This window comes from Streptomyces sp. NPDC091289 (assembly GCF_044757365.1).
Classification (GTDB): domain Bacteria; phylum Actinomycetota; class Actinomycetes; order Streptomycetales; family Streptomycetaceae; genus Streptomyces.
This window is the reverse complement of sequence record NZ_JBIVUT010000029.1, coordinates 45,929-71,657: the sequence shown is the minus strand read 5'-3', so window position 1 is coordinate 71,657 and position 25,729 is coordinate 45,929. Positions and strand designations below refer to the sequence as shown.

Below are 25,729 nucleotides of genomic sequence, written 5' to 3'. Positions count from 1 at the left end.
GGAACGTCAGTCGTGCTCGACGATGTGGCCGTCGCTCAGCTCCAGGACCCGGTCGGCGAGGCCCAGCAGCTGGGGGTCGTGGGTGGCGACGAGGGCGGTGACGTTCTCGCTGCGGACGACCGCGCGGAGCAGTTCCATCACGGCGAGCCCGGTCTCGGCGTCGAGCTGTCCGGTGGGCTCGTCGGCGATCAGGAGGGCGGGGCGGTTGGCCAGCGCGCGGGCGATGGCGACGCGCTGCTGCTGGCCGCCGGAGAGCTCGCCGGGGCGCTGCTCGGCGTGGTCGGCGAGGCCGACGAGGGAGAGCAGCAGGGCGACCCGCTCGTCACGCTCGGCCGGGTCGGCCTTGCGCAGCCGCAGAGGTACGCCGACGTTCTCGGCGGCGGTCAGGATCGGGATGAGGCCGAAGGACTGGAAGATGAAGCCGACCCGGTCCCGGCGCAGCTCCAGGAGGCCCTTCTCGCCGAGCCCCGCGAGCTCGGTGCCGTCGACGGTGATCCGGCCGTCGTCCGGGGTGTCCAGGCCGCCGACCAGGTTGAGCAGGGTGGTCTTGCCGGAGCCGGAGCGGCCCTTGAGCGCGACCAGCTCACCGCGGGGGATCTCGAAGGAGACGCCGCGCAGGGCGTGCACGGCCGCGGCCCCGCTGCCGTACGAGCGGTGCAGGTCCTCGACCGTGACCATGACCGTACGGGCCGGGTCCTCGGCGAGGGCCGTGCCGGACTGCCCGCTGGTGCTCTCGGTCATGCTGCTCCCCCGTGTGTACGTGTGCACAGGTGCACGTGGCCTTACGTCGTCGCCCGCCAGTATGTGCGTGCGGCACACACCCGGGCAATGGCCGGTGGGCCGCACCCGTGAAAAGGATGCGGCCCACCGGCCTGTGCTGTGAAGTGCCGCTGCGTGCTGCTAGCGGACCTCGGTGATCTCGGGGCCGCGCTGGAGCTGGCCCATGCCGCCGGAGAACTTCGAGCCCTCCTGCTCCTCCTGCTGCACGCCCTCGGGCACCATCTGCGCGTCGTCGGGGAGCTTGAGGACGATCGGGTCGCGGGGGGCCATCGGGCCGTCGCCGCGGACGACCACGGTGTCCCGGAAGACGGTCTCCAGCAGCCCGGCGGCCTCCGGCTGGACGGCTCCCTGGCCGGAGATCACTCCGCGCAGGAACCAGCGCGGCCCGTCGACGCCGACGAAGCGCACGAGCTGCACACCGCCCGTGCCGTCCGGGAGCTGTACGGGGACCTGCGCGCGCAGCTCCCAGCCCAGCGGGCCCTCGACCTCGTCGATGATGCCGCCCTGCTGGGTGATGCCCGAGGCGATCTCGTCGCGGACCTCGCCCCAGATGCCCTCTTTCTTGGGGGCGGCGAAGGCCTGCAGCTGGACCGCGCTGTCGCGCAGCACCACGGTGGCGGCGACGATCGCGTCCCCGGCCACCTCGACCCGCAGTTCCATGCCCTCGACCCCGGGGACGAAGATGCCGCCCAGGTCGACCCGGCCCTCGCCGGGCTGGGTGACCTCGGTGCTGTCCCAGGGTCCGTCCGGCCGGGGGGCCGGCGGAAGATTCATCCGACGGCTGCCCTTGGCGGCACCGTCGCTGCCCTCGGGCTCGTCGGCGACCTGCTCGGCCTCGCGCACCTCGTCCGCCGCGTCCTCGGCGGAACCACTCTTCTTGCGACGTCCGAACACGTCACTGTCCTTCCCGGTCGGATACGACCGAAGCGTAGCTGTTCCCACCGTGGGTGATCCCGCCCTCGGCGCCGTCCACCGACGCGTGGCCGCCGGTGGACCCGAAGCCCCCTTCGGCCCGCGCCGAGCCGGGAAGTTCCGCCACCTCGTGGAAGCGCACCTTCTCGACCTGCTGGACAACCAATTGGGCAATCCGGTCGAACCGTTCGAATCGCACGCTCTCGCGTGGATCGAGGTTGACCACGATCACCTTGATCTCCCCACGGTACCCGGCATCCACGGTCCCTGGGGCATTCACGAGGGCCACTCCGCAGCGGGCCGCGAGGCCCGAGCGCGGGTGCACGAACGCGGCGTACCCGTCGGGCAGGGCGATCGACACACCGGTGGGCAGCACCGCGCGCTCGCCGGGGGCGAGTTCGGCGGCCTCGGTGGTGACCAGGTCGGCCCCGGCGTCGCCCGGGTGTCCGTACGCCGGAATCGGCACGTCCGGGTCGAGGAGGCGGATCAGTACGTCGACGGGATTACGGGTCACGGGTTCACCTCGAAGGCGCGGGCGCGCCTGAGCTGGTCGGGGTCGGACATGGCCGCCCGGATCTCGGCGGGCCGGCCGTTGTCGATGAAGTGGTCGACCTTGACCTCGATGAAGAGGGCGTCGGCCCGGACCGCGACGGGGCCCTCGGGGCCGCCGATCCGGCCGGTGGCGGTGGAGTAGATCTTCCGGCCGTGCACGGCGGTGATCCGGGCGTCGAGGTGCAGCACGGTGTCCACGGGGACGGGCCGGACGAAGTCGGTCTCCAGCCGTCCGGTCACCGCGATCGTGCGCAGCAGCCAGTTCAGCGAGCCGAGCGTCTCGTCCAGCGCCGTGGCGAGCACCCCGCCGTGGGCGAGGCCGGGGGCGCCCTGGTGCGCGGGCTGCACGGTGAACTCGGCGGTGACGCTCACGCCTTCACCGGCCCGCGCCATCAGGTGCAGTCCGTGCGGCTGTCCCCCGCCGCAGCCGAAGCAGTGTTCGTAGTGCGCTCCGAGGAGCTCGCCGGGGGCGGGCGCGTCGGGGTGCCGGACCGGCGCGACGGCGTCGGCCGGGGGTGTCAGAGCTGCTGATGTTCCACTCACAGGCGCAGACCTTACCCGCGCGGCAGTGTGCCGGTCGCGCCGTGCCAAGCTTGGTTCCATGCAGCCTTCCGCACCGCCCTTCGACGAACGTCTCACCGCGCCCCGTTCCTGGTGGTTCATCGCCTTCGGGATCGGTATCGCCTGCGCTCTGATGCTGCTGCCGCTGGGCACCCTGCCGCTGCTCGCCGGGCTGGTCGGCGGCACGGCCGCGGCCGCGGTCCTGGTGAGCGGTTACGGCTCGGCCCGGATCCGGGTGGTGGCGGGGGCGCTCGTCGCCGGCGACGCCCGGATCCCGCTGTCGGCGCTCGGTGAGGCGGAGGCGCTGGACGCCGAGGAGGCGCGGGCCTGGCGCACGCACAAGGCGGACGCCCGTGCGTTCATGCTGCTGCGCGGCTATGTGGAGACGGCGGTGCGGGTGGAGGTCACGGATCCGGACGACCCGACTCCGTACGTCTATCTCTCCACCCGGGACCCGCAGGGCCTGGCGGCGGCGCTGAGCGGCGCCCGGACCGCCTGACACGACCGCCCGATCACCTGACACGACCGCCGGATCAGGGGCCCTCGATCTCCTTGGGCAGTTCGGCCGGGTTCAGGGGCTGCTCCAGCGGGGGCAGTGCCGCCAGCCGGTCCCAGGGGACCTGGTGCTTGCGCAGGTCGTCCCTGACCCGTTCGGCGAGCTTGCGGGTGTCGCGGCGGTTCATCATGGCGCCGACGGTGGCGCCGATCATGAACGGGATCAGGTTGGGCAGATTGCGCGCCATGCGCTTCGTGATCTGCTGGCGCAGCTCACGCTTCATCTGGCCGCCCAGGGCGGCGTTGAGCGTGGTGGGCCGGGTGACGTCGATGCCGCGCTCCTCCGTCCACGACGTCAGATACGCGGTGCTGCGCTGGCCGAGGTTGCCAGGGGGGCGGAGGCCGTAGACCTCGTGGAGCTCGGCGACGAGCTTCATCTCGATCGCGGCGACGCCGGTCACCTCCGCCGCCAGCTCGGCGAGCATGGCGGGCGGTACGGGCATCATCGCGGCGGCCCCGATGCCTGCGCCGACGGTCGCGGTGCCCCGGCAGGCTCCCGTGATCAGCTTGTCGGCCAGCTCCTCGGGCCCCAGCCCGGGAAACTGCCTCCGCAGGGTGGCGAGGTCGCGCACCGGCACGCGCGGGGCCGTATCGATGATGCGGTCGGCCAGCTGTGCGACCAGTGCCTTTGCGCTCTCCCCGCCCTTGCGTACGCCCCGTTTCACCGCGTGCAGGCGGCCCCCGGTCGTGGGCTCCGCCCGGTCCTGCTGGTCCTGCTCTCCGGCCAGGTCCGGCAGCGCTGCCGTCCCGGCCACTTCGAGCGAGGCCGAACGGCCCCGCTCGTCGTCGGAACTGCCGGAGTGCTCCGGCAGGGCGGCGGACCGCTCGGCAGACGCGTTACCGCCTTCTGCCGGGCCTGTGCCGCCTGTACCGTCCTGGCTCGTCTCCGCGCCGCGCCGGCGCCAGGGGCGCCGCTTGTGGAACGGTGTCTCGCCTGCCACGGCCGACTCGACCTCAGTCGCAGTCGCGGCAGATGGGCTGACCGTTCTTCTCGCGGGCCAGCTGGCTGCGGTGGTGCACCAGGAAGCAGCTCATGCAGGTGAACTCATCGGCCTGCTTGGGCAGCACCCGGACGGCCAGCTCCTCGTTGGAGAGGTCCGCGCCGGGCAGCTCGAGTCCTTCGGCCGCGTCGAATTCGTCGACGTCGACGGCGGAGGCCGTCTTGTCGCTCCGACGTGCCTTGAGCTCTTCGAGGCTGTCCTGGTCCACGTCGTCGTCGGTCTTGCGTGGGGTGTCGTAATCCGTTGCCATGTCGCTCTCCCCCTCTTGGGTGTCTACGGGTGTCTCAGCGCACGTAACGCGTGAGAGGCCGGACTTGTGCCCGACCTGAGGCGGAGATTTTGCCTCACATCAAGGTCTGTTACTCAATCGACACCCAACCGGGCGCCTCGGCGAGGCTCGGCTTGGGTGGCGATGGGGACCGTACACGGTCCCGACTGCGCAGTTCACAGGCGCTACCCCGTGTACTTCCCGTGATAACGATCCCCGAAAACCCGGACGATTACCGGCTTTCCGACAGAGTCGCGATCACGGAGAGTAGATGGTCGGAAAATCGACTCTGTGATCGATCACACACGACCCGCCCGGGAACGGGTCCTGAAAATTCCGCCCAAAGCGAACATGAAGATTCGGTGCAGAGTCACACCGTGCAGCCTCTCAGACCGGCAGGGTGACGCGCATCACGAGACCGCCGCCCTCGCGGGGCTCCGCGATGATACGGCCTCCGTGGGCCCGCGCGACGGACCGCGCGATCGACAGGCCGAGCCCGACCCCCTTGTCGCTGCCCGTGCGCTCCGTACGCAGCCGCCTGAAGGGCTCGAAGAGGTTGTCGATCTCGTACGCCGGGACCACCGGGCCGGTGTTCGAGACGACGAGCAGGGCCTGCCCGTCCCGTACCTCGGTGGTGACCTCCACCCAGCCGTCCTCGGGCACGTTGTAGCGCACGGCGTTCTGCACGAGGTTCAGCGCGATCCGCTCCAGCAGGACCCCGTTGCCCTGGACGACGCCGGATCCCCGCTCGCCGCGGATCTCCACGTTCTTCGCCAGCGCCTCCGCCCGGGTCTGGTCGATGGCGCGCTCCGCGACCTCGGCGAGGTCGACCGGTTTGCGCTCGACGATCTGGTTGTCGCTGCGGGCCAGCAGCAGCAGGCCCTCCACCAGCTGCTCGCTGCGCTCGTTGGTGGCCAGGAGGGTCTTGCCGAGCTGATGGAGCTCCGGCGGGGCCTCCGGGTCGGAGAGATGGACCTCCAGCAGGGTGCGGTTGATCGCCAGCGGGGTGCGCAGCTCGTGCGAGGCGTTGCCGACGAACCGCTGCTGCGCGGTGAAGGCCCGCTCCAGCCGGTCCAGCATGTCGTCGAAGGTGTCCGCCAGCTCCTTCAGCTCGTCGTCCGGGCCGTCCAGCTCGATCCGCCGTGTGAGGTCCGTACCGGCCACCCGGCGCGCGGTCCGGGTGATCCGGCCGAGCGGGGAGAGGACGCGTCCGGCCATGGCGTAACCGAAGGCGAAGGCGATGACGCTGAGGCCGACCAGGGCGAGGAGCGAACGGTTGAGCAGGGTTTCCAGCGCCGCCTTGCGCTGATTGTTGACGCAGGCGTTCATCGCGGCGTTGAAGGCGTCCGGGCTGGCGTTCGGGGGCAGGTCGCAGATCTCGCTGGTGACCTTGCCGCTCACGATCTCGAACGGCAGCTCACTGCCCACGTGCAGCGCCTGTGCGGCCAGCATGTAGATGATCGACAGCAGCACGATGCCCGCGATCAGGAACATCCCGCCGTACAGCAGCGTGAGCCGTATCCGGATGGTCGGGCGCAGCCAGGGGTACGGGGGCTCCTGCTGCTTGGGCTCCCAGGTGGGCTTCGGGGGCGCCGCGGGGGGCCCGGGGGTGGTGGCCATGGTCCTCAGATCCGGTATCCGGAGCCCGGCACGGTGACGATCACGGGCGGTTCGCCGAGCTTGCGGCGGAGCGTCATGACCGTGACCCGCACCACGTTGGTGAAGGGGTCGGTGTTCTCGTCCCAGGCCTTCTCCAGCAGCTGCTCCGCCGAGACGACCGCGCCCTCGCTGCGCATCAGGACCTCCAGCACCGCGAACTCCTTCGGGGCGAGCTGGATCTCCACCTCGTCGCGGAAGACCTCGCGGCGGTTCGGGTCGAGCTTGATGCCGGCGCGCTCCAGGACGGGCGGCAGCGCCACCGTCGTACGGCGGCCCAGCGCGCGCACCCGGGCGGTCAGCTCGCTGAAGGCGAACGGCTTGGGCAGATAGTCGTCGGCGCCCAGCTCCAGGCCCTCGACCCGGTCGCTGACGTCGCCGGACGCGGTGAGCATGAGCACCCGGGTGGGCATGCCGAGCTCGACGATCCTGCGGCAGACGTCGTCGCCGTGCACCACCGGGAGATCCCGGTCCAGCACGACGACGTCGTAGTCGTTGACCCCGATGCGCTCCAGGGCCGCGGCACCGTCGTAGACGACGTCGACGGCCATGGCCTCCCGGCGCAGTCCGGTGGCCACCGCATCGGCGAGCAGCTGCTCGTCCTCGACGACGAGTACGCGCACGGCGCAGTCCTTCCTTCGGTCCTTCGATGGGTTCACAGATCGAGCGGCCCACGCAGGGGCCGCTCGGACACGGGCAGCAATGCCGACTGTGCGCTTCCATCCTGCCCGCAACGCGTATAAACCGGCGGTAAGACGGCGGCGGGCCGGACCTCCGGGCGCCTTCCCGGCGGGAAGGCGGCGGATTTCCGGGCCAGTTGAGGTTTCTCCGGGCCACGGCGTGGGGAAGAGGGGTTCACACCCGCGATCACGCCTGTCACGTGGCATGCCACTGCCCGCTCCGCTTTCCCCGGAGCGGCGGCGCGATCACCCGCTCCTCCGGCCCCCCGGCCGGAGGGATCCCGGGCACACCCCCGTGCCACCGACCCACGATGAGGGGGCGCATCATGGACGCTTTCACCGCAGGTCTGCTGCAACGCATCAAGACCACCGAGTCCGACCTCACGCGGGCGCGCGAGGACGGCGACGACTTCCTCGCGGACGTCGAGCAGGGCGAGCTAGACGATCTCCGCCGTCTCGCCGCCGAGCACGGCGTGGAAATCGGCGCCACCAGCGTCTGAGCCGTACGCCACGGGGCCCCTGACACCGTCATGGTGTCCGGGGCCCCGTGGCGTGTGCGGCGGCCTCAGGCCCCTCGTCAGGGCCTTTCGCCTGCCGGAGGTCCCGTCTAGTCGTGCCAGGCGCCCAGCTCGTCCAGGGCGGCCTGCAGCGGCTCGAAGACGCCGGGGGTGGCGGCCACCGTCAGGTCGCCGTCGGCGGGCAGCCCCGGGCGGCCGCCGGTCAGCGCGCCCGCCTCCCGGGCGATGAGGTCGCCCGCGGCCAGGTCCCAGGGGTGCAGCCCGCGCTCGTAGTAGCCGTCCAGCCGGCCGGCCGCCACATCGCAGAGGTCGACGGCCGCCGAGCCGCTGCGCCGGATGTCCCGGAGCCTGGGGATCAGCTGCTGGGCGATGTCCGCCTGGTGCGCGCGGACGTGGGCGACGTAGTTGAAACCGGTCGAGACGAGGGCCTGGTCCAGCGGCGGGGCGGGCCGGCAGCGCAGGGCTTCGCCGTTCGCGAACGCACCGCCGCCGAGGACCGCCTGATACGTCTCCCGGCGCATCGGGGCCTCGACGACGCCGACGACCCGCTCGCCGTCACGCTCGGCCGCGATGGAGACCGCCCACGTGGGCAGGCCGTACAGATAGTTCACCGTGCCGTCGAGCGGGTCGATGACCCAGCGGATGCCGGTGGAGCCCAGGGAGCCGGCCCCCTCCTCGCCGAGGAAGCCGTCGTCGGGGCGGAAGTCGGAGAGGTAGCCGACGATCAGCTTCTCGGCGGCGATGTCCATCTCGGTGACCACGTCGATGGGGCTGGACTTGGTCGCGGCCACTCCCAGGTCGGCCGGGCGGCCGTCGCGCAGCAGGGCTCCGGCGCGGCGGGCGGCCTCCAGAGCGAGGTCGAGCAGTTCGGACAGGGCGGGGTCGGTCACGGGTGCTCCCAGGGGCTCGACGGGGACTGAAGGCTCTACATGTACGGGCTGTCGGCGCCCGCGGCGGCCGGCTTCGGGGCCCTGGCGGGGCAGCAGCCGACCGGACAGAGGTCGTGGGAGGGGCCGAGGGAGCCCAGCGCGCAGCGCTCCACCGCCCGGCCGCGCTCACGCGCGGCGCGCTCCAGGACCAGGTCCCGCACGGCGGCGGCGAAGCGCGGGTCGTCCCCGACGGTGGCGGACCTGCGGACCGGCAGACCGATCTCGGCGGCCTTCGCGGTGGCCTCGGTGTCGAGGTCGTACAGGACCTCCATGTGGTCCGAGACGAAGCCGATGGGCGCCATCACGACCGCGGGGACGCCCTCGCCGTGCAGGGTCTCCAGGTGGTCGCAGATGTCGGGCTCCAGCCACGGGATGTGCGGGGCGCCGCTGCGGGACTGGTAGACGAGCTGCCAGGGGTGCTCGACGCCGGTCTCCTCGCGCACCGCCTCGATGATCAGCCGGGCCACGTCGAGGTGCTCGGCGACATACGCGCCGCCCTCGCCGTGCGCCTCGGCCGGGCCCGAGGCGTCGGCGGCGGAGGTCGGGATGGAGTGGGTGGTGAACGCGATGTGCGCGCCCGCGCGGACGTCCTCGGGGAGATCGGCGAGCGAGGCGAGGACGCCGTCCGCCATGGGCGTCACGAAGCCGGGGTGGTTGAAGTAGTGCCGCAGCTTGTCGACCCGGGGCACGGGCAGCCCCTCGGCCGCCAGGGCGGCCAGCGACTCGGCGAGGTTCTCGCGGTACTGGCGGCAGCCGGAGTAGGAGGCGTAGGCGCTGGTGGCGAGGACGGCGATCCGGCGGTGTCCGTCGGCGGTCATCTCGCGCAGGACGTCGGTCAGATACGGGGCCCAGTTGCGGTTGCCCCAGTAGACCGGGAGGTCCAGGCCGTGGTCGGCGAAGTCCTTGCGCAGGGCGTCGAGCAGGGCGCGGTTCTGCGCGTTGATCGGGCTGACCCCGCCGAAGAGGAAGTAGTGCTGGCCGACCTCCTTGAGGCGTTCCTCGGGGATGCCGCGGCCGCGGGTCACGTTCACCAGGAACGGAACCACGTCGTCCGGGCCCTCGGGACCGCCGAAGGAGAGCAGCAGCAGGGCGTCGTAGGGAGCGGGATCGCGCAGATCGGACATGACATCGATCCTGCCACCCGCCTGTGACGGGGCGGCAACCGACATCCGACGCCCCGTCGGGAAGACCGTGAAGGCCGGAGATCCCGGGCGGCCGCACACCTGTGCCACTCCCCCGGACCGCCCCGTAATCCGGTGTCCGGAGCATCCGCCCGGCCGTAAGCTGTATCGGCCAGCTATACGCCTGACAGGCACGACCGGAGTCCCCCCTTGCCCAGCCCCTACCGCGTCATTTTCTCCGCCCCCGGTTCCAAGGGGTTCTCCGCAGCGGGCTTCTTCGGCCGGATGCCGTTGTCCATGATGGGCATCGGCGTCGTGACGATGATCTCCCAGCTCACCGGCCGCTACGGCCTGGCCGGGGCGCTGTCGGCGACCCTGGCGATGTCGGCGGCGGTCTGCGGCCCCCAGGTCTCCCGGCTGGTCGACCGCTACGGGCAGCGCAGGGTGCTGCGCCCGGTCACGCTGGTGGCGGTGGCGGCGGTGATGGGTCTGCTGATCTGCGCCCAGCAGGGGGCGCCGGAGTGGACGCTGTTCGTCTTCGCGGCGGGCGCGGGCTGTGTCCCGAGCGTGGGCTCGATGGTCCGGTCCCGCTGGGCGGCGATCTACCGGGGCTCCAGCCGGGATCTGCACACCGCCTACGCGTGGGAGTCGATCGTCGACGAGGTGTGCTTCATCTTCGGCCCGATTATCTCCATCGGTCTGTCCACCGCCTGGTTCCCGGAGGCCGGACCGCTGATCGCCGCCGCCTTCTTGCTGGTCGGCGTCTTCTGGCTGACCGCGCAGCGCGCGACCGAGCCGGTGCCGCACCCGAAGTCGCAGCACACCGGGGGCTCGGCGCTGCGCTCGCCGGGACTTCAGGTCCTGGTGGCCACCTTCGTGGCGACGGGCGCGATCTTCGGCGGCGTGGACGTGGTGACCGTGGCCTTCGCCGAGGAGCGCGGCCACAAGGCCGCGGCCTCCCTGGTGCTGGCCGTCTACGCGCTCGGCTCCTGTCTCGCGGGGGCCGTGTTCGGGCTGCTGCACCTCAAGGGGAACCCCTCGACCCGGTGGCTGGTGGGTGTCTGCGCGATGGCCGTGAGTATGATCCCCCTCCAACTGGCCGGGAACCTTCCGTTGCTGGCCGTGGCGCTCTTTGTCGCGGGCCTCGCCATCGCACCGACGATGGTCACCACCATGGCCCTCGTCGAAGCGCACGTACCGCGCACCAAGCTGACCGAGGGCATGACCTGGACCAGTACCGGGCTCGCCGTCGGAGTGGCGCTCGGCTCCTCGGCCGCCGGCTGGGTGGTCGACGCCGCCGGGGCGAAGGCGGGGTACGCGGTGCCCGCCGTGGCGGGAGCTCTCGCGGCGGCGGTGGCGTTCCTGGGGTATCGCCGGCTGGCCGGGCCGGCCGCTACGGGAGGGCGCGGGGAAGATGACCGACACCTACGCACGGACGACGACGAGCGCGTGGCGTAATTGGGCGGGCAATGTCACCGCCCGGCCGGCCCGCGCCGAGTCCCCCGCATCCGTGGACGAGCTCGCGGACGTGCTGCGCCGGGCGGGCGCGGAGGGCCTGAAGGTGAAGCCGGTCGGCGCGGGCCACTCCTTCACGGCGGCGGCCGCCACGGACGGGGTGCTGATACGCCCGGACCTGCTGACCGGGATCCGGGACATCGACCGTACGGCGATGACCGTGACGGTGGAGGCGGGCACTCCGCTCAAGCGGCTCAACACCGCTCTCGCCCGCGAGGGCCTGTCGCTCACCAACATGGGCGACATCATGGAGCAGACGATCGCAGGGGCGACCTCCACCGGTACGCACGGCACGGGCCGCGACTCGGCGTCGATAGCGGCGCAGATCCGCGCACTGGAGCTGGTCACCGCCGACGGCACGGTGCTGCGCTGCTCGGTCGGGGAGAACCCGGAGGTCTTCGCCGCGGCCCGGGTCGGGATCGGCGCCCTCGGAGTGATCACCGCCGTCACCCTCGCCGTGGAGCCGATCTTCCTGCTGACGGCCCGTGAGGAGCCGATGACCTTCGACCGGGTCACCGCGGACTTCGACGCGCTGGTCGCCGAGAACGAGCACTTCGAGTTCTACTGGTTCCCGCACACCGGGAACTGCAACACCAAGCGCAACAACCGCAGCGCCGGTCCGGCCGCCCCGCCCGGGCGGGTGAGCAGCTGGATCGACGACGAGCTGCTGTCCAACGGGGTCTTCCAGGTCGCCTGTTCGCTCGGCCGGGCGGTCCCGGCGACGATCCCCTCGATCGCCAGGCTCTCCAGCCGGGCGCTGTCGGCGCGTACGTACACCGACATCCCCTACAAGGTGTTCACCAGTCCGCGCCGGGTGCGGTTCGTGGAGATGGAGTACGCCGTTCCGCGCGAGCAGGCGGTGACGGTGCTGCGGGAGCTGAAGGCCATGGTCGAGCGCTCCCCGCTGAAGATCAGCTTCCCGGTCGAGGTGCGGACCGCCCCGGCCGACGACATGGCCCTGTCGACCGCCTCGGGCCGGGACAGCGCGTACATCGCCGTCCACCTCTACAAGGGCACGCCCCACCGCTCGTACTTCACGGCGGTCGAGCGGATCATGACCGCGCACGCGGGCCGGCCGCACTGGGGCAAGATCCACACCCGGGACGCGGCCTATCTGGCGGAGGTCTATCCCCGCTTCGGCGAGTTCACCGCGCTGCGCGACCGGCTGGACCCGGACCGGCTGTTCGGCAACGACTATCTGCGGCGCGTGCTGGGCGACTGAGATACGCCGTCGGCCCCGGCTTCCTCCTGATCGGGAGGGAGCCGGGGCCGAAGTGTTTCCGCCGGTACGTCGGTCACTCGGCGTCGGCGCCGCTGCCGGGCGGGGCCTGCTCGCCCTGTCCGGGGGCGATGCCCGTCCCGGTCGAGGGTGCGCCGGTTCCGGTGTCGCCGGAGGGTGTCGGGGTGGGCGGGGTCGGGTCGGGCGTGGTCCCGCCGTCGTCGCCGGAGGGCGTCGGGGTGGGGGCGGGCCCGGTGGTCGGGTTCTCACCGCCGGTGCCCGTACCGGGGTCCGGGCTCGTGCCGCTGCCGTCGCCGCCGTCCGTCGCGGGGGCCGAACCGGTGCCGTCGCCGGGGGTCGGCTGCCGCTCGTCCGCTCCCCCGTCCTGACCGGTGTCGCCGGAGGGCGTGGGGTCGGCGGGTCCGGAGTCCCGGTCGCCGCCGCCGCGTACGACGGAGCTGAGCGTGGTGCCCTGGCCGCCGCTGAGGTCGTTGCCCGAGATCATCTCGAACGCGGTGATCCCGGCCATGGAGACGGCGAAGACCGCGGCCGCCGCGAGCGCGGGGCGCTTCCAGCCGCGCATCCGGGTGCCGTGGGTGACGCCGTCGCTGAACGCGTCGTCGGCGACGGCCGGGCCCGCTCCGGCCCGCGGGAGCAGCCGCGTACGGTCGTCTGCTCCGGGATCTCCGGGGCCTCCGGGATCTCCGGGCGGTGGGACGCGGAGCATCCGGGTCCGCGCGTCGCCGAGGTCCAGCAGCTGCGTCCGGTCCGTGTCGACGGGCTTCAGCAGCCGCGTGCTCTCCGCGTCCGCACCCGCGTCCGGGGCCACCTCCGGGACCGCGCCCGGGTCGACTGTGGGCAGCACCGTGGTGGCGTCGTCGGCGGGCTCCGGCCCGGATCGCTCGGCGCGACGGGCGGCTGCGGGCATCGTCTCCTTGGTGTGCACCGTCACCTGACGGCCCTCCGGGTGGGTCACCTGGACCGTCACCTCGCGGATCTGCTCGCCGGTGCGGCGGAAGAAGTGCTGGAACACCGAGCCGCCACAGGTGGCGACGACGCTCATCACGCCCGCGCCGGCGATCGTGCCGTACACGCCCAACTGCGAGGCCAGCACCGCTGCCGCGACGGCCGCCACGGCACTCCCGGCGACCTGCGGGAGACTCAGATCTATGCGCCTTTCCTTGGGTTCTGTGTCACTTTCCGCCTTCTGAACCATTACCAGCCCCTGCTTGACATCTCTCCCACCATGCAACAAGAAGGGACATGTGAGCGAAGTGGATAGTTCCGTTTCCGGCGATTGTGTGAAGCACAACACGCATCAGGGGCATTTCACGGAGAACTGGGTATCTCAACTCCCGCGCCCCGCGAGAACTTCGGCGGCGCGCCGGTCCACCCCGGTGGCCCGAATGGAGTACTGTGACGAGCCCTGGGGCGGACTCCGACGTGGGAATCCGCAAGCACCGGAGGGGGCCGACGGCGGCACTCGAACCGGTGGCGTCGAAGCATCACACGGGTGCTTGCTGCACAGAGCGGCCAAATCGGTCACTTTGGGTCGCAATGGGTAACCGTGTCATGGTGGTGCACCAGGACGAGCGCCCGACACGCCGGGCAACTTGGCAAGGTTGTGGCAGGCTGCACCCGGGCAGGTCACACTCGACTAGCGGAAGCAGCGACGCACGTGACGTCGGCAGGCACCACCCGGGAGGTTCCCATGCCCGAACTGCGTGTCGTGGCCGTCTCCAACGACGGCACACGACTGGTGCTCAAGGCTGCGGACAGCACGGAGTACACGCTTCCGATCGATGAGCGGCTGCGCGCCGCCGTGCGCAACGACCGCGCCCGGCTCGGCCAGATCGAGATCGAGGTGGAGAGCCACCTCCGGCCCCGCGACATCCAGGCCCGCATACGGGCCGGTGCCTCCGCGGAGGAGGTCGCCCAGTTCGCGGGCATCCCCGTCGACCGTGTACGCCGCTTCGAGGGCCCCGTGCTCGCGGAGCGCGCCTTCATGGCCGAGCGGGCGCGGAAGACTCCTGTGCGCCGTCCCGGCGAGAACACCGGCCCCCAGCTCGGCGAGGCGGTGCAGGAGCGTCTCCTGCTGCGCGGCGCCGACAAGGAAACCGTCCAGTGGGACTCGTGGCGCCGCGACGACGGCACCTGGGAAGTCCTGCTCGTCTACCGGGTCGCGGGCGAACCGCACTCGGCGAGCTGGACGTACGACCCGCCCCGACGGCTGGTCCAGGCCGTGGACGACGAGGCGCGCTCGCTGATCGGCGAGACCGACGACGTCGCCGCGCCCGAGCCCAGCTTCCCGTTCGTGCCCCGGATCGCCCGGCTGCCGCGCGACCGGCCGCTGGACCGGAGCCTCGACCGGCAGATCGACCGCGACCGCCCGCTGGACCGTGCCCTCGACCGGCAGATCGAGCGGCCCGCCCCGGCCGCCGAGCCCGAGGAGTACGTGAGCAGCGCCTCGGCCGGTGAGCGCGACTCGCTGACCAGCCTGTTGGAGGCGGTGCCGAGCTTCCGCGGCGACATGGTCGTCCCCGAGCGGCCCACCCAGCCCGAACCGCCCGCGCTCGAACCGGCGGAGGAGACGGAGGCGGACGAGCCGCCCGCCGCCGCCGCTTCGGCGGGTGCGGGGTCCGCGTACGCGGATGTGCTGATGCCCCGGGCGGTGGCCGGCCACCGTGACCGGCTGACCGGGACGACGGACCGTCAGGCCGAGGCGGACGGAGTCCGGCCGGGCCGCCGGGCGGCCGTGCCGAGCTGGGACGAGATCGTCTTCGGCACCCGGCGCAAGAAGCAGGACTGACCGGGAATGACCACCGGTGGGAGAGGGGTCCGCACGCAGTCGCGTACGGACCCCGCTTCCTTACCGTCCACCGGTCGTGCGGCGGGCCTACTGGGGCTCGGGGCCCGTGGCGACCGGCCGGGAGGGGTCCGAGGACCACTCGGACCAGGAGCCGGGATACAGGACGCCGGTGAAGCCCGCGATCTCCAGGGCCAGCACCTCGTGCGCGCCGGAGACCCCGGATCCGCAGTAGACGCCCACGCCCTCGGCGCTTCCCTCCGCCCCCAGTGCGGCGAACCGGGCGGCGAGCCGTTCGGCCGGAAGATAGCGCCCGTCCTCGTCGACGTTCTGCGTGGTCGGCGCGGAGACGGCCCCGGGGATATGGCCGCCGACGCGGTCGATCGGCTCCACATCGCCCCGGTAGCGCTCCGCCGCGCGCGCGTCCAGCAGCAGACCCGACCGGGCGAAGGCCGCCGCACTTTCCGCGTCCAGCGTGGGCAGGGCCCCCGGCTTCGGCCGGAAATCGCCCTCGGCGGGGTGCGGGGTCTCGGTGGAGAGGTCGCCCGTCCAGGCCGCGAGACCGCCGTCCAGCACCCGTACGTCCTGGTGCCCCGTCCAGCGCAGCAGCCACCAGGCGCGCGCCGCGGCCCAGCCCTGGCCACCGTCGTACACCACGACGGGGGTGTCCTGGCCGACCCCGGCCCGGCGCATCACGGCCCCGAAGGCCTCCGGGTCCGGGAGGGGGTGGCGGCCGCCGTCGCCCGCCGGACCGGCCAGTTCCGTATCGAGGTCGACGAAGACCGCGCCGGGCAGATGACCGGCCTCGTAGTCGGGGCGGCCGTCGGGGCCGCCGAGCTGCCAGCGGACGTCCAGGAGCACCGGCGGGCGCGGCCCGGCCGACTCGCTCGCGCATTCGGATGCGGTGATGATGGGCTTCATGGGTGCCATCCTCGCGCAGAGGACCTGGCACCCGTAACAGCATCGGAAGGGACGGCCGGCGGGAATCCGGCCGTCCTTCGTCGAGAACCCGGACGACGCGGCGCGGCCGGTGCGCCTCCCGCGCCGGTGGGTGCAAGCATCTGGACGGGGCACGCGGACCGCTTCCCGACGACCCGGGACTGCGTCCCTGTCCCGTTCCCCCGCACGGCCACCACAACGGTCCGAGGAGAGAGAAGACGATGACCGAGGCTGCCGCCCGGCGCACGCCCGGAACACCTTGCTGGGTGAGTCTGATCGTGCACGGCCTGTCCACGACCCAGGAGTTCTACGGGGCCCTGTTCGACTGGGAGTTCCGGCCGGGCCCCGAGCAACTGGGCCCCTACGTCCGCGGGCTGCTGCACGGCAAGGAGGTCGCGGGCATCGGCCAGCTGCCGCCCGACCGGCATCTCCCGATCGCCTGGACCACCTACCTCGCCACGGACGACGCCGACGCCACCGCGGAGTCCATCCGCTCCTGCGGCGGGACGGTCGCGGTCGGCCCGCTGGACGCGGGCGAGGCCGGGCGGCTCGCCATCGCCTCGGACCCGAGCGGGGCGGTCTTCGGCATCTGGCAGGGCTCGGAGCACATCGGCACGATGACGGCGGGCGTGCCCGGCACCCCCGTCTGGAACGAGCTGGTGACCCAGGAGACCTCGATGGTCGCGAAGTTCTACCAGACGGTCTTCGGCTACGAGACGGAGGCGGTGCTCTCGGCCGACTTCGACTACCAGACCCTGCAGCTGGACGACATCCCGGTGGCGGCCCTGCACGGGGTCGGCCACGCGCTGCCGCGCGACCGGGGGCCGCACTGGATGACGTACTTCGAGGTCGCCGACACCGATCTGGCCACGGCCCGGGTCGTCGAGCTGGGCGGGCGGGTCCTGCAGCCGCCGCGCGAGGGGTCGAGCGGGCGGCTGGCGACGGTCGCGGATCCGGAGGGGGCCGTGTTCACGCTCATCCGGTCGGCCGGGAGCGGCGCGTCCGGCCGGTGAACGTCAGGACGCCCCGCCCTGCCCCGCCCCTCAGGCTGCCGTGTGCAGCGGAACCGTGAACTGCTTGAGCCAGGTGCCCGTGGAGAAGTCGCGGGCCTTGATGACGACCGTGCGGGGGCTCACCTCGACCTGGAGGCCCTGGTTGAAGGCGCCGCCCACCGCGACCTCGCCGCCCTTGCCGTCGTCCGTCCAGCCCGTCTGGACCGCCGCGGTGTTCACGACGGTGAAGCCGTCGAGGTTTCCGGTGCCGGGGACGACCCTGCGGACCACCCAGTCCGACAGGTTGAGATCCCAGTGGGTGTGGCCGGAGAAGAGGAACACGTCCTTGTGCCGGCCGAGGATGGACAGCAGCCGGTCGGGCTGGAGGTAGTCGCCCAGATAGAGCTTGTTGCGGGTGCCCGACACGGTGTTGGGCAAGGGGTGGTGGGTCATCACCATGACGGGCCTGCGCCGCCGCGCCCAGTGGGCGAGCCGGTCCTCCAGCCAGGCGAACTGCGCGTCGCTGATCCACACCTCGTCCCACAACTTCGCGTCGTGGTAGTGCGCGTAGCGTTCGGTCCCGAGGGTCAGTACGGGAATCCCGCCGAACGACGCCTCCGCGTAGACCTTGTTGCGCCCCGCGAAGTTGTAGAAGCTGCGGAAGAGCGAGCCTTCCGTGGTGCCGTTGGGCCAGGTGTCCTGGGCGAGCGTGTCCGGGTCGCTGTACTTGGGGACGTAGAACTCGTGGTTGCCGATGGCCCACGCGACGTTCTTGGGGTGCCGGTGCCGCGCGAGGGTGCGGCGGACGTCCGCGTACTCGAAGTCGTAGCCGCGGGGCGTGATGTCGCCGGCGACACCCAGCCCGGCGCTGTGGGGATTGATCCGGTGCAGGTCGTCGAGGGCCTTGCCGAAGTCGGCCAGGTCGCCCTGGATGTCGCTGATGACGTTGAACCGCACCGTCCGGCCCCCGCTGCCGTGGCCGCGCCTCTCGTCCTCCGAGGCGGCTGTGGCGGCCGTGGCCGATGGGGCTGTCAGGGCGGCGCCGACGGTGAGGGCCCCACCTGCCAGGAGTGAGGCGCGGCCGGTCCTGGCCATGAACGATCTGCGATCCATCGGTAGTACTTCCTTCGTCGTGCGACCCCTGTGTGGGGCCGGACCAAGGGAGCATTTCCGATCATGGTGACGTCTCGGCGTAGGGGAAGTGGCTGCGGGCTGAAGCCCGGGGACGACAGGTCCTGGGCGTCGGAGGCGGCCGGGGCGGCGGCCGCCGGTAGCGTGCCGTCTCCCCCGGGGTCACACGGGACGGTCCTCGAAACGGTGCACGACGATCCAGTAGTCGTCGTCCTCCTCGGTGAGGGCGCACAGCCGTCGGCCGTCCGTGGACATCGCGATGACCATGGAGCCGGCCCCGGGTACGAGGGCGGCGGAGAGCGCGGTGTGCGAGGTGCGACGCACCCGCACCCAGTCGCGATCGGCCCCCCGGACCAGGAAGCAGCCCTCGTCATCGATGACGGCAGCCGTCCGCGCGTGCTCCAGCCACAGCCGGTCGGCCTCCGCCGTCGCCCCCGGCGCCGAGCGCGCCACGGTCGCCAGCGGGGCCACCTCGACGTTGACGGCGGCCTTGAAGGCTCGCGCGTACGAGGGCAGCCCCTCGGCTGATCGTCGCCGTCCTCTTTGTTGATCTTGGCGCAGCGTTCTGGGAGCCCGGGAGCGACTTGGCGCGGAAGTCCACGGTGACAGCCGAAGGCGAAGACGTCGAGCCCCAGACCGTCGACCACGCGGGCCAGTCGGTCGGTCCGGCCGAGGGCGAGGAACTGTGTCTCGTCGACGATCACGTAGTCGACCCGGCCGCCCTGGAGCCCGCGAGCCGAACACCCCCACAGGACGCGGCTCCACTTGTCACCGCGGTTGTCACGCGACGCGCTCGGCGATGGCCGCCGGGAGCGGGTACAGGTGCTCCGCCGGCAGCAGGCTACGGGCCGCCGTCAAGTCATCGGCCTGTACCGCCGCGTGGACTTCGTGCGCCAGAGGGGTCACGTCCCTGATCCCCGTGATCCATCCGTCGACGTACCGCTCGACGGCCGGGCCGGACAGTCCGATCTGGATCGCACGGTGGGGAAGAGGACTCAGGGAGAGGTCCCGATCGGGATCCCATTGAACGCGGACCGGGCTCGACCTGACGGCCTCCTGCCAATCCTCCTTTACTGCGAATCTCCTGTTGTCAAAATGACTGAGACAGGCCCGAGAAAGGGCCCATTCGAATCCTTCGCGCGTGATGTCGACGGCCAGGACGCGTTCCTGATCCGTCTTCGCACCCCATCCGCAGCGGTACATCATCCAGAGAAAAGAAGGCTTGATCCACGTCATACGACCGCGTTTGAAAGGGTCCACGAAAGTTCCCGCGGCCAGCGCCGGTCCGGCGACCCGGTCGGCATAGGCTTGATAGACCGTCACGGTCGTCTCGTCGAACCGTGCCCGGATTTGACGGGCTGCTCCGCCCGCCACACCGGTGGCCATACCCTCCGTCGCGTCCTGCGTCATACGGAATCCTCGTCCGCCCAGACCTCGGGCTTCACGAGCACGGGATCCGCCACCGTGCGCGCCCCGGCCGCGTAGAGCAGCCAGCGCAGGTCCTCCCACGCAAAGAAGGGCTCACCCCAGGTGTCCGCCCACAGACGCAGTTCTGCGCCCTCCTCCGGCGAGGCCGTCAAGTCCCACCAGGCCCAGCCTCGGACCTCCAGGTCGGGATCGAAGCGATCCAGCCAGTTCTGCAGATCCCACGGCATGGCGCCGCCTGTCCGCTCCGCGTAGCGGTCGCGCCCAGCGACCGCGAAGGGCTCCGCCGGGGCCTGCGGGAAGCCGCCGCGGCAGATGCCGCGGAACCATGCGGGGATCGTGTCGACGGGCAGTTCGTCCTCGAAGGACTCCGTGGCGGCGATCTCCAGCACGGCGTCCAGGACCGCGCGCAGCCTGGCCGCGTAACGGTCCGGATCCCCGTCCACGGCCAGTTCGAAGTAGGCGAGGACAGGGGGCGCGGATTCGTTTTCCGGCCTGCCTGCCACTCGGGACCTCTCGATGCCGAGGTCTTCGATCGGATGCAGCATCTCGCATTCCTCCTAATGATCCTGGATGATCCTACCGGAGCCGGGAATGATGACCTTTCGCATCTGATCGAGTACCTCGCCGGGCAGTCCATAGAGGTCCGTCCCCCTCGTGGGGTCAGATATTTCCGGATAGATCTGTTTCACCTGCTTCCATTCATGTTTGGTGAATCCCCATCCGTCCGGCTGTTCCTGCGGCAGCGCTCTCGCCCGGATGTCATCGACAAAGCTCTTCGGCACGTCGAAGGCGACGATCTGCCCGCTGTCCCCCCGGAATTCCAGAGTGTGCCGCAGTTCTCCGCTCATGTTGACGTACAGGTGGTTGTTGCCGTCGATCCTGACGTTGCCGCTCTCGTCGACGTGGACTCTCTGACTGAGCGGATGGTCCGTCTGCTTGCGGTACACCGTGATCGTGCACTCGTCCGGTGCCAGGCCCAGGTGGTCCGACCAGGTGTGGGGGTTGTGGACGTAGGCCATCGGGTTCGGCGCCGGGGCCAGACCCAGCGGATCCGGGCTGAGATAGCGGGCCGTCTCCGGGTCGTACGTACGGAAGACGTTGTAGTGCAGACCCGATTCCGGGTCGAAGTACTGTCCGGGAAAACGCAACGGCATGTAGACCGAGGCTCCGCGGTTCCACTCGGTCTTCCCCCACAGGGTCGACCGGGTGTGCCAGGCGACCTCGCCCTGCTCGTCGACGAGTTCCGTGGGCGTACCGACCAGGTCCGTGACGATCGAGAAGAACCGGCTGTCGATCTCGTCCCTGGAGGCCCCGAGGACGCGCTCCGTCTGGGCCAGGGGGTGCAATCCGCGGTAGTCCCAGGTCACAGCCACCGGGTGGGGAAGCTCCGCCGCGTACGCGGTCTGCTCCACGAGGCTCGCGCCCTCCCAGGTGAAGAGCACCTCCTCAACGACTTCGCCGGCCTGCGAAAGGCGCCGCTTGGCAGTCCTCCGGCCCAAGGGGTCGAACAGATAGCGCCAGACGGTGCCGTCCGGGGTCGTCACCCCGACCAGTCTGTCTTCCACGTCCCAGGCGTAGTTCCAGGTGTCCGGCTTGCGGGAGAGACGCTTCGTCCGCTTCGTAACGACACGGCCCTGAGCGTCGTACGCGTAGCTCACACCACCGGCGCCGACCATGCGGTTGCCGTCGTAGACGCGCGGCCCCGTGGCCGATCCGGCGTCCGGGTCCGGAGCGGGCCAGGAGGCCGAAGTCTGGTTGCCGGACTCGTCGTAGGTGTAGCGCTCCGTCCACGTACCCGCATCCACTGCCGTGACGCGTGCGGCGGCGTCCAAGGTGAAGGTGCGCGCTCCGCCCGAAGCATCGTCGACAGCGACCAGATGCCCGTCGGGCCGGTAGCTGTAGCCGCGCCGTCGCAGGGTCCGTCCGTCACCGCCCGTCAGGTGCTGGCCGGTGAGGCGGCCCAGTTCGTCGAAGCCGTACGAGAGTCCGACGCCCGCCGGGCCACGCCGGACGGTTTCGCGGCCCGCCGCGTCATACTCGAAGGTCTGCGTCCGGCCCGAGGCCGTCAGACTCGCACGGCGGCCGGCGGCGTCGTAGGACCACTCGCTGACCGCTCCGCTCGGCGTGGTGCGCCGCGTGGTGCGCCCCAGCGCGTCGTAGGCGTAGACCGTGGTCCGGCCATCCACCGTCTCCGAGTGCAGCAACCCCTCGCGGTTGCGGACACGCGTCAGCGTCACGTCCGGGCCCACGGCCCGCGCCAGCTGGTCGGCATGGTCGTACTCGAATGTGGTGACGGCTCCGCCGGCGTCCTTGAGCACCGTACGCCCGAGCGCGTCGTACGTGTACCGGACCTGCTCCCCCAGGGCGTTCGTACGGGCGGACAGCTGGCCGGCCGCATCGTACGCATAGTGGAGCGTACGGCCGTCGAAGTCTGTCTCCGCGATGACCCTGCCCGCGGGATCGTACTCGTACGTCCACGTGAGCCCCCGCGGGTTGGTGACCTCCGTCAGCCGCAGTTCGAGGTCGTGCGCAAACGTGTAGCGCGCTCCGTCCGGACCGGTGCGCGCGGCAAGCGAGTCGAAGTCTCCGAACTCGTAGACCGACCGGGCGCCGTTCGCATCCGTGTGACTCAGGCAGTTCCCCTCGCCGTCGTAGGTCCACGACTGGCCGGTGCCGTCCGGTTCGATCCGGCTCAGCAGCTTGCCCTCGACGCTCCACGTCAGCCGGACTGTGCCGCCGAGCGGATCCGTGATGGTGGCCGGGCGGCCGAAGGCGTCGTACGCGTACCAGGTCGTGGCCCCAAGGGGATCGGTCGATTCCACGACACGCCCCGCCGCGTCGCAGCGGATCACCGACATCTCACCGAGGGCGTTCACCACCGAGGAGACGTGGCCGCGGACGTCGTAGGTGAACCGGGACTCCGCACCGGCGGCATCGATCACGGTGAGCGTGTTGCCGCGCTCGTCGTACGTGCGGCGGACCGAGGTGTCGTCCGGACGCTTGACGCGTTCGGGAAGGCCGAGCGCGTTGTACCGGATGGTCGTCACGCGGCCGTCAGGTCGTTCGACGGAGGTGACGAAACCCTGGTCGTCGTACGTCATGCGGGTGGCCCGCCCCAGCGGGTCGACGCGGCCCAGCAACCGGTTGAACGGTCCCCACTCGAACCGGGTCGTGGCACCGTTCTCATCGGTCTCGGCGACGACGAGCGACCTGTCGTCCACGACGTAGCGGCGGTGGTGCCCCAGAGCTCCGGTGACCGTCGTCAGGCCGTCCTCGTACGTGAAGCGGGAGTCCACATGCCCGTCCGCGCCCGACTGGGCGGTGCAGCGGTCCTGGTCGTCGTACGCGTAGGTGAAACGACGGCCGTTAGTGTCGGTCCAGGAGACAATGCGAGCCCGCTCGTCCAGCCCGAACGACAGCGGGCGGCCGCAGGAGTTGACCACCTCGGTCAGCTCACCGTCGGTGTAGCCGTAGTCGATCACCTTCGTGCCGTCGGCCAGGGAGAGCGAGGTGATCCGCCCCTCGGAGGTGGCGAGCCGGATGTGGTAGCCGCCACTGTGGCTGATGCCCGTCGGCGCGCCGTCCGCGTCGTAGTCGTACGCGATCCACGCCCCGCAGCGGTCCTCCGACTGGACGAGCACGCCCTCGGCCGTGAAGCGCAGAACGCTTCCCGTCTCGGGGTTCGCGACCGTGTACTCCCCCTCGGGCATGACGGAGAGGGGCCATCGGCGGCCGTGCGACGGCAGGACCGGCAGCCCGGGTGCCGGGTGCGGATAGGACAGGAAGCTACCGTCCTCACCGACGAGGACGATGCCGACGGAATCGATCTCCAGGCGCTGGTCGACGGTGCTCGCCCAGCGGCGGCCGAACCACCTGCCTGCCTGGTAGGAGGACTCGAAGGTACGGGTGAACAGCAGCGGCAGCGATCCGGGGAGGATGAGATCGGTCTGGGGCAGGACCATCCGTCCGGTCGCCACGTCGACGGGGTCCTCGACGCAGGTCGTGTCCTTTGCCGTACGCGAGGCCGGTCCGGGGCCCTCGCCCTCCAGGTGGGCCCGGGCGGGGCCTTTGAGGTCGTCGGCGTGCCTGGCGACCGTGGCGCCCTTCTTGAGTGCGCCGAGGCCTTTGGTGCCGACGAGTTCCGGGATGATTTTGCCGATGCCCTCGCTGGGGTCCTTCATGAACTCGTTGAGCATCTGCTTGCCGGCGCCCATGGGGTCGTTGACGGCCACGGTCAGCCCGGCGACGGTCGAATTGAGGCTGGTCTGGTACTCGGCGGGGTGGGTCAGGTTGTACGGGTCCGTCGGGTTGACCGAGCGGACGAAGTTGAGGAGGCCCGCGGTGCCCTTGACGACACCGCCTGCGAGATGGGTTCGCGCAACCTCCAGGTAGTCCATCCCGTCCTTGAGCTGTTCCGCGTACGAGGGCTTGGGCGGGGCGGCGTCACGTGCCGCGCGAACCGCTGTTCGTGCCGTCTCGGCGACGTCGTTGCGCTGGGTCCGGGCGGTGTCCAGTCTGTCCTGAGCGGCCTTGATCAGCGGTCCGGCGGGATCGGTGAAGTTCTCCGACGGCCTCGGTGGCAGTGTGTCCTTCTTCGCTTCGACCGCGGCGTTGTATTCGGTGACCGACTTGTTGTAGGCCGTGCGCGCGTCCTGCGAGGCCTTCTTGGCCCGGTTGTACTCCTCCAAGGCCTCCTTGGCCTGAGCCTGCGCCCACTCCACGGTCTCCGCGAACCGGTTCATCGCTTCCGCGGCTTTGCCGAAAGCCTCCGCCGCCTTGAACCAGCGCGGCGGCTCCTTGGCTATCGCCTTCTGGAACGCGTCCGCCGACGCGCCCTTCAGACCGTCGCCCTGCAGCCCCTTCAGGCCTTTGCCGACCATGGTGAAGGAGGACTCGAAGTCATTCAGGTGCGAGACCTGGGCACGGATCTTCGACACGCTGCCGTAGACCAGTTTCTTCGGGTCCTCGGTCTGCCCGAGCTCCAGCTCCGAGACGTCCGCCCCGAGCCGGTTGGCGGCGGAGCGGCTCTTGTCGCGGATCCAGTCCCCGGCCTCGTCGAGCCCGACGTCCTCGGCCACGCCGGCGGCCTTGTCCCCGGTCCATTCGATCGCATCGCCGACGTCCTCGGCCCGGTCCTCGACCCAGCCTTCCACGGGGTCCGGTACGAAGTCCTTCCAGCCCATCAGCTGCCGCCCCGGTCGGCCTGGTCGGCCTGGTCCAGCAGATCCTTGATCGAGCCGATCTTGCCGCTGGAGGTCAGCTTGTCCCCCGTGTCCGACCAGGTCTGCTTGATGTCCTGTTGGCTCTTCTCGAAGGACTCCGCGCTGTAGTCCGGCTTGTAGACGTCCGCCCGCCAGATGTCGTCCCAGCTCTTCTGCTCGATCTCGTCCTCACTCGCGTGCGGATTGCCGTACGCCGAGTTCGCCGCGACCTTGAACGCACCCTGCAGGTACTGCTCTTCCTCCCACACCGTGCCCGCCGCGATCCCGAGGTTCCCGGCCAGCGTGCTGGCGTTCTGCACGAGACTGCGCACGCCCCACTCCCAGCGCTCGCAGAAATCCTCGAAGTCGGTGGCCAGACCCATGTGCCCGGCCTCCATTCCCGTCATCGACAGGTCCTCGAAACCCGAACCCATGGACGCGCCCGCCGCGTCACCCGTCTCACGCAGCTCGGCCATGGCTTTACGCAGACCGTCCTGGATGTTCTTGACGGCGGCAGGCGAGACCTCCAGGTCTCCGTCGCCCGCCATCAGAGGGCACCCGCAAGCTCATCGTCCGCGTCCACCGCGCACCGGTCGGGGACGATGCCCACGACGGGAGGGAACAGCATCGAGGCATCCTCGTCCGCGACGTCGACGACCACCCCGGTCGGACCGTCGACCGCGGGAATCACCGCATCGACCAAGCGGGCGCCCAGGATCGAGAGGAACTCCCACTCACGGGCACCGGCACCAGCACCGCGCGTCTGCGCGAACCGGGCCAGCGCCTCCTCGTCCGTGAACGCGTAGATCCAGCGCACACCGCCCTGCCACCCCGACATCAGACCGCCGTCCTCACCCCCCGACAGCGGCACCAGCAATGCCGTGCGGCGGAATTCACCGAGCAAACGACCGGAATGCCCCGATCCGCCGCGCATCGCGGCTATTTCCTCGGCCAGTCCCATCGCA

Annotated in this window: 25 protein-coding genes and 1 pseudogene; 6 read left to right on the top strand and 20 right to left on the bottom strand. The window is 71.0% G+C overall.

Features of this window, described 5'->3' with window-relative positions:
* Nucleotides 1–6 precede the first annotated feature (6 nt).
* The 4 genes from ACIQPT_RS32065 to ACIQPT_RS32050 form a co-directional block, all read right to left on the bottom strand.
* Complete coding sequence (locus ACIQPT_RS32065) at nt 7–741, bottom strand: ABC transporter ATP-binding protein (protein WP_401161015.1); 735 nt, start codon at nt 739–741, stop codon at nt 7–9.
* A gap of 159 nt (nt 742–900) precedes the next feature.
* The gene (locus ACIQPT_RS32060) at nt 901–1,674 is read right to left on the bottom strand and encodes a DUF3710 domain-containing protein (RefSeq protein ID WP_401161013.1); all 774 of its coding nucleotides are present in this window, start codon (nt 1,672–1,674) and stop codon (nt 901–903) included.
* Nucleotide 1,675: 1 nt separating this feature from the next.
* On the bottom strand, nt 1,676–2,206 hold the full coding sequence (gene dut / locus ACIQPT_RS32055; protein ID WP_030577310.1) for a dUTP diphosphatase: 531 nt from the start codon (nt 2,204–2,206) through the stop codon (nt 1,676–1,678).
* Nucleotides 2,203–2,787 (bottom strand): PaaI family thioesterase, encoded by a 585-nt coding sequence (locus tag ACIQPT_RS32050; RefSeq protein WP_401161011.1) that lies wholly within the window; start codon nt 2,785–2,787, stop codon nt 2,203–2,205. The genes dut and ACIQPT_RS32050 overlap by 4 nt, the downstream gene beginning before the upstream one ends.
* Nucleotides 2,788–2,845: 58 nt before the next feature.
* Between ACIQPT_RS32050 and ACIQPT_RS32045 the strand changes: the two genes are divergently transcribed.
* On the top strand, nt 2,846–3,304 hold the full coding sequence (locus tag ACIQPT_RS32045) for a DUF3093 domain-containing protein (protein WP_401161009.1): 459 nt from the start codon (nt 2,846–2,848) through the stop codon (nt 3,302–3,304).
* A 34-nt stretch (nt 3,305–3,338) separates the two neighbouring features.
* Here the strand turns inward: ACIQPT_RS32045 and ACIQPT_RS32040 are convergent, their stop codons facing one another.
* From ACIQPT_RS32040 to ACIQPT_RS32025, 4 genes are all read right to left on the bottom strand, one after another.
* Nucleotides 3,339–4,301: a hypothetical protein gene (locus ACIQPT_RS32040; RefSeq protein ID WP_401161007.1), complete on the bottom strand. Its 963-nt coding sequence runs from the start codon at nt 4,299–4,301 to the stop codon at nt 3,339–3,341.
* A 13-nt stretch (nt 4,302–4,314) separates the two neighbouring features.
* Nucleotides 4,315–4,611, bottom strand: coding sequence for a DUF4193 domain-containing protein (locus ACIQPT_RS32035; RefSeq protein ID WP_003965732.1), 297 nt, complete (start codon nt 4,609–4,611; stop codon nt 4,315–4,317).
* A gap of 405 nt (nt 4,612–5,016) precedes the next feature.
* Nucleotides 5,017–6,249, bottom strand: coding sequence for a sensor histidine kinase (locus ACIQPT_RS32030; protein WP_401161004.1), 1,233 nt, complete (start codon nt 6,247–6,249; stop codon nt 5,017–5,019).
* A gap of 5 nt (nt 6,250–6,254) precedes the next feature.
* Nucleotides 6,255–6,908 carry a response regulator transcription factor gene (locus ACIQPT_RS32025; RefSeq protein ID WP_003965735.1) on the bottom strand — a complete coding sequence of 218 codons (654 nt, stop codon included), beginning with the start codon at nt 6,906–6,908 and terminating at the stop codon, nt 6,255–6,257.
* Between the two features lie 383 nt (nt 6,909–7,291).
* Between ACIQPT_RS32025 and ACIQPT_RS32020 the strand changes: the two genes are divergently transcribed.
* Complete coding sequence (locus ACIQPT_RS32020) at nt 7,292–7,465, top strand: hypothetical protein (protein ID WP_164493914.1); 174 nt, start codon at nt 7,292–7,294, stop codon at nt 7,463–7,465.
* Between the two features lie 107 nt (nt 7,466–7,572).
* Here ACIQPT_RS32020 and ACIQPT_RS32015 read toward each other — a convergent pair whose 3' ends face one another.
* Nucleotides 7,573–8,373, bottom strand: a complete 801-nt coding sequence (locus ACIQPT_RS32015) for an inositol monophosphatase family protein (protein WP_401161001.1) — start codon at nt 8,371–8,373, stop codon at nt 7,573–7,575.
* Between the two features lie 35 nt (nt 8,374–8,408).
* Nucleotides 8,409–9,536, bottom strand: coding sequence for a ferrochelatase (locus ACIQPT_RS32010; protein ID WP_401160999.1), 1,128 nt, complete (start codon nt 9,534–9,536; stop codon nt 8,409–8,411).
* A gap of 207 nt (nt 9,537–9,743) precedes the next feature.
* On the opposite strand from ACIQPT_RS32010, the gene ACIQPT_RS32005 reads away from it, so the two are divergent.
* Together ACIQPT_RS32005 and ACIQPT_RS32000 are read left to right on the top strand one after the other, a co-directional pair.
* Complete coding sequence (locus tag ACIQPT_RS32005; RefSeq protein ID WP_401160997.1) at nt 9,744–10,991, top strand: MFS transporter; 1,248 nt, start codon at nt 9,744–9,746, stop codon at nt 10,989–10,991.
* Complete coding sequence (locus tag ACIQPT_RS32000) at nt 10,948–12,270, top strand: D-arabinono-1,4-lactone oxidase (RefSeq protein WP_401160996.1); 1,323 nt, start codon at nt 10,948–10,950, stop codon at nt 12,268–12,270. Before ACIQPT_RS32005 ends, ACIQPT_RS32000 begins: the two co-directional genes overlap by 44 nt.
* A 73-nt stretch (nt 12,271–12,343) precedes the next feature.
* On the opposite strand, the gene ACIQPT_RS31995 is transcribed toward ACIQPT_RS32000, so the two are convergent.
* A complete protein-coding gene (locus ACIQPT_RS31995) occupies nt 12,344–13,402 on the bottom strand; it encodes a hypothetical protein (RefSeq protein ID WP_401160994.1) in 1,059 nt (352 codons plus the stop codon).
* Between the two features lie 576 nt (nt 13,403–13,978).
* Here ACIQPT_RS31995 and sepH point away from each other — a divergent pair.
* Nucleotides 13,979–15,076: a septation protein SepH gene (gene sepH / locus ACIQPT_RS31990; protein ID WP_401160992.1), complete on the top strand. Its 1,098-nt coding sequence runs from the start codon at nt 13,979–13,981 to the stop codon at nt 15,074–15,076.
* Between the two features lie 87 nt (nt 15,077–15,163).
* Here the strand turns inward: sepH and ACIQPT_RS31985 are convergent, their stop codons facing one another.
* Nucleotides 15,164–15,994, bottom strand: a complete 831-nt coding sequence (locus ACIQPT_RS31985; RefSeq protein ID WP_401160991.1) for a sulfurtransferase — start codon at nt 15,992–15,994, stop codon at nt 15,164–15,166.
* Between the two features lie 239 nt (nt 15,995–16,233).
* Between ACIQPT_RS31985 and ACIQPT_RS31980 the strand changes: the two genes are divergently transcribed.
* Nucleotides 16,234–17,025: a VOC family protein gene (locus ACIQPT_RS31980; protein WP_401160989.1), complete on the top strand. Its 792-nt coding sequence runs from the start codon at nt 16,234–16,236 to the stop codon at nt 17,023–17,025.
* Nucleotides 17,026–17,055: 30 nt separating this feature from the next.
* Here the strand turns inward: ACIQPT_RS31980 and ACIQPT_RS31975 are convergent, their stop codons facing one another.
* The 8 genes and pseudogenes from ACIQPT_RS31975 to ACIQPT_RS31940 all read right to left on the bottom strand — a co-directional run bounded on the left by ACIQPT_RS31975 (nt 17,056) and on the right by ACIQPT_RS31940 (nt 25,725).
* On the bottom strand, nt 17,056–18,117 hold the full coding sequence (locus ACIQPT_RS31975) for a metallophosphoesterase family protein (RefSeq protein WP_401160987.1): 1,062 nt from the start codon (nt 18,115–18,117) through the stop codon (nt 17,056–17,058).
* Nucleotides 18,118–18,297: 180 nt separating this feature from the next.
* Nucleotides 18,298–18,606, bottom strand: coding sequence for a hypothetical protein (locus ACIQPT_RS31970; protein WP_401160985.1), 309 nt, complete (start codon nt 18,604–18,606; stop codon nt 18,298–18,300).
* A 94-nt stretch (nt 18,607–18,700) separates the two neighbouring features.
* Nucleotides 18,701–18,860, bottom strand: a pseudogene (locus ACIQPT_RS31965) (thymidine kinase); the annotation flags it as partial.
* A 55-nt stretch (nt 18,861–18,915) separates the two neighbouring features.
* Complete coding sequence (locus ACIQPT_RS31960; protein WP_401160983.1) at nt 18,916–19,545, bottom strand: DUF4291 domain-containing protein; 630 nt, start codon at nt 19,543–19,545, stop codon at nt 18,916–18,918.
* A complete protein-coding gene (locus tag ACIQPT_RS31955; RefSeq protein WP_401160981.1) occupies nt 19,542–20,108 on the bottom strand; it encodes a hypothetical protein in 567 nt (188 codons plus the stop codon). Before ACIQPT_RS31955 ends, ACIQPT_RS31960 begins: the two co-directional genes overlap by 4 nt.
* A 12-nt stretch (nt 20,109–20,120) precedes the next feature.
* Nucleotides 20,121–24,746 carry a putative T7SS-secreted protein gene (locus tag ACIQPT_RS31950; protein ID WP_401160979.1) on the bottom strand — a complete coding sequence of 1,542 codons (4,626 nt, stop codon included), beginning with the start codon at nt 24,744–24,746 and terminating at the stop codon, nt 20,121–20,123.
* Nucleotides 24,746–25,312, bottom strand: a complete 567-nt coding sequence (locus tag ACIQPT_RS31945) for a hypothetical protein (RefSeq protein ID WP_401160977.1) — start codon at nt 25,310–25,312, stop codon at nt 24,746–24,748. Before ACIQPT_RS31945 ends, ACIQPT_RS31950 begins: the two co-directional genes overlap by 1 nt.
* Nucleotides 25,312–25,725, bottom strand: coding sequence for a hypothetical protein (locus ACIQPT_RS31940; RefSeq protein WP_401160975.1), 414 nt, complete (start codon nt 25,723–25,725; stop codon nt 25,312–25,314). The genes ACIQPT_RS31945 and ACIQPT_RS31940 overlap by 1 nt, the downstream gene beginning before the upstream one ends.
* Nucleotides 25,726–25,729 lie beyond the last annotated feature (4 nt).

Bases quoted from the DNA above. Each gene is read 5' to 3' on its own strand.
- ACIQPT_RS32065 (WP_401161015.1), bottom strand. From the start codon at position 741: ATGACCGAGAGCACCAGCGGGCAGTCCGGCACGGCCCTCGCCGAGGAC.
- ACIQPT_RS32045 (WP_401161009.1), top strand. From the start codon at position 2,846: ATGCAGCCTTCCGCACCGCCCTTCGACGAACGTCTCACCGCGCCCCGT.
- ACIQPT_RS32035 (WP_003965732.1), bottom strand. From the start codon at position 4,611: ATGGCAACGGATTACGACACCCCACGCAAGACCGACGACGACGTGGAC.
- ACIQPT_RS32030 (WP_401161004.1), bottom strand. From the start codon at position 6,249: ATGGCCACCACCCCCGGGCCCCCCGCGGCGCCCCCGAAGCCCACCTGG.
- ACIQPT_RS32020 (WP_164493914.1), top strand. From the start codon at position 7,292: ATGGACGCTTTCACCGCAGGTCTGCTGCAACGCATCAAGACCACCGAG.
- ACIQPT_RS32010 (WP_401160999.1), bottom strand. From the start codon at position 9,536: ATGTCCGATCTGCGCGATCCCGCTCCCTACGACGCCCTGCTGCTGCTC.
- ACIQPT_RS32000 (WP_401160996.1), top strand. From the start codon at position 10,948: ATGACCGACACCTACGCACGGACGACGACGAGCGCGTGGCGTAATTGG.
- sepH (WP_401160992.1), top strand. From the start codon at position 13,979: ATGCCCGAACTGCGTGTCGTGGCCGTCTCCAACGACGGCACACGACTG.
- ACIQPT_RS31985 (WP_401160991.1), bottom strand. From the start codon at position 15,994: ATGAAGCCCATCATCACCGCATCCGAATGCGCGAGCGAGTCGGCCGGG.
- ACIQPT_RS31980 (WP_401160989.1), top strand. From the start codon at position 16,234: ATGACCGAGGCTGCCGCCCGGCGCACGCCCGGAACACCTTGCTGGGTG.
- ACIQPT_RS31975 (WP_401160987.1), bottom strand. From the start codon at position 18,117: ATGGATCGCAGATCGTTCATGGCCAGGACCGGCCGCGCCTCACTCCTG.
- ACIQPT_RS31960 (WP_401160983.1), bottom strand. From the start codon at position 19,545: ATGACGCAGGACGCGACGGAGGGTATGGCCACCGGTGTGGCGGGCGGA.
- ACIQPT_RS31955 (WP_401160981.1), bottom strand. From the start codon at position 20,108: ATGCTGCATCCGATCGAAGACCTCGGCATCGAGAGGTCCCGAGTGGCA.
- ACIQPT_RS31950 (WP_401160979.1), bottom strand. From the start codon at position 24,746: ATGGGCTGGAAGGACTTCGTACCGGACCCCGTGGAAGGCTGGGTCGAG.
- ACIQPT_RS31945 (WP_401160977.1), bottom strand. From the start codon at position 25,312: ATGGCGGGCGACGGAGACCTGGAGGTCTCGCCTGCCGCCGTCAAGAAC.
- ACIQPT_RS31940 (WP_401160975.1), bottom strand. From the start codon at position 25,725: ATGGGACTGGCCGAGGAAATAGCCGCGATGCGCGGCGGATCGGGGCAT.